Origin of the sequence: Tepidimonas thermarum (assembly GCF_007556705.1) — a bacterium.
Lineage (GTDB): Bacteria > Pseudomonadota > Gammaproteobacteria > Burkholderiales > Burkholderiaceae_C > Tepidimonas > Tepidimonas thermarum.
Genome location: NZ_VJOL01000107.1, coordinates 1 through 1,791, shown reverse-complemented (window position 1 = coordinate 1,791; position 1,791 = coordinate 1). Strand labels below are relative to the sequence as shown.

The 1,791-nt window shown below is 65.9% G+C and carries 1 protein-coding gene, 1 tRNA gene and 1 pseudogene; 1 reads left to right on the top strand and 2 read right to left on the bottom strand.

The annotated features are described in order from the left end of the window. Positions 1 to 61: 61 nt before the first annotated feature. Together Tther_RS13085 and Tther_RS13080 are read right to left on the bottom strand one after the other, a co-directional pair. Positions 62 to 1,132, bottom strand: coding sequence for a tyrosine-type recombinase/integrase (locus Tther_RS13085; protein WP_143904562.1), 1,071 nt, complete (start codon positions 1,130 to 1,132; stop codon positions 62 to 64). 99 nt (positions 1,133 to 1,231) lie between these two features. Then, positions 1,232 to 1,307 (bottom strand) — tRNA-Asn (locus tag Tther_RS13080). Positions 1,308 to 1,474: 167 nt separating this feature from the next. Here Tther_RS13080 and Tther_RS13075 point away from each other — a divergent pair. Further along, positions 1,475 to 1,672 (top strand): annotated as a pseudogene (locus tag Tther_RS13075) (acyl-CoA dehydrogenase family protein); the annotation flags it as partial. Positions 1,673 to 1,791: the final 119 nt, after the last annotated feature.

The following is a 1,791-nucleotide window of genomic DNA, read 5'->3' as shown; positions in this document are numbered from 1 at the left end:
GTTTCCGCAATGCTCGCCGAACTCGACGACGAGTGGCTGACCGGCAAGGTCTATCTCAACTTCAACCTGTAACCCGGTTGTCATGACCACCCAACCGGAAATTTACAGAAAAGAGGTTGCACAATCCCTGGGCCATAGCGGCCGCCTTGGTTTGCACGGTCAGGTGCGCGTATCGGCGCGTCATGTCGAGCTTGCGATGCCCGAGCACTTCGGCCACCACGTTGAGCGGCACGCCCGCCTGCGCCATGTAGGACGCGCAGCAGTGGCGCAAGTCGTGGAAGCGGAAATTGCGCAGCTTGGCGCGCGCCACGGCTTCGCGCCAGGCGGTATCAATCCGCGCGGGCTCGAGGTACTTGCTGCGCACGCTGCCGAAGACGAAGCGCGCGGGGTCGGTCGAGACAAAGGGACGCAGCGCTTCCACCACGTCGGGCAGCAGGACCAGGGTGCGGCGGTCGCCGTTTTTGGTGCGGCCCAGGTAGGCCAGACCGGCCTCGAGGTCGACGTCGCGCCAGGTCAGGCCCAGCAGCTCGCCTTTGCGCGCGCCGGTTTTCATGGCCATGAGCACGAGGGCGTACAGCCTGGGGTACTTGGACACCCGGCACGCCAGAAACAGCCGCGAGCGCTCGTCGGTGTCGAGGTAGCGCACGCGGCCATCGCTCTCGCCCATGCGCTTGAGCCCGCGGCACGGGTGAACAAACCCCTTGGGCGTCAGGCGCTGCTCGATGGCCCAGGTAAAGACCGATGCGATGGCCTGCACGTAGCGATTGAGGGTCGCGCCGCTTTTCTGGCGCTGGCGGCCCTTGACCTTGAAGATTTGCCGCCCTTGGTGATCCACCCCGACGAAGACCAGCGGCGGCTTGGTCGCCAGCTCGCTGCGTCCAGCGTGGATCAGGTCAGCGTCGACCTGGCTCACCTCAAAGTCGCCAATCATCTCCTGCCATGCGGCGAGGCGATGCGCGCGAGAGCCGTCTTGCCCGTTGTACTGGGCCATGTAACGCTCGATCAGCTCGCTGACGGTGATCGAGGTTGGGCGCTGCGAAAGCGAGCGCAGCCGGAGGGAAACGCCCTCCGGGTCGACTTGTGAGCGGGCGCTGGGAACACCCGCAACACTGTTGCTGCCATGAAACGTCATGTCGATTTCCTCCAAAAGCGCCGACAAGCGGCGGACTGGTTGGAGTCTGGACTGACGCTGGCAAACCACTAACTAAGTCATAGACTTAGCGGAGCATTTTGGCTCCCCGACCTGGGCTCGAACCAGGGACCTACGGATTAACAGTCCGGCGCTCTACCGACTGAGCTATCGGGGATCGGTGCCAAAGCTGCCATTGTAGCAGCCTTTGGGTGCAGGTTGGCGGGCGCCAGGCCGGGTCACGCGTTGGACAGTCGGCGGTGGCGCCGCGCCGGCGCCACACGCACAATCGGGCGTGTGCGCACCGGCCACCCGGGTGGGTGGTGGGTGCTTGTGGAGTTTGCGATGGACCTGCGATTCAGCCCCGACGAGGCCGCCTTCCGCGACGAGGTGCGCGCCTTTTTGCGCGACCACTTGCCGGTCGAGCTGGCCACCAAAGTGCGCCAGGGCCTGCGCCTGACGCGCGACGACATGGCCCGCTGGCACGCCATTTTGCAGGCGCGCGGTTGGCTGGCCACCCATTGGCCCCGCGAATGGGGCGGGACCTGATCATGGTGCTGATGGACGCCGCCAATTCGTCAGCGCGCTGGACCGACGCCGAGCGGCTGCTGCGCTGGCTGGAGCGCTCGTTGCTCCCGGGCACGGACCGCTCGGGCGAGGCG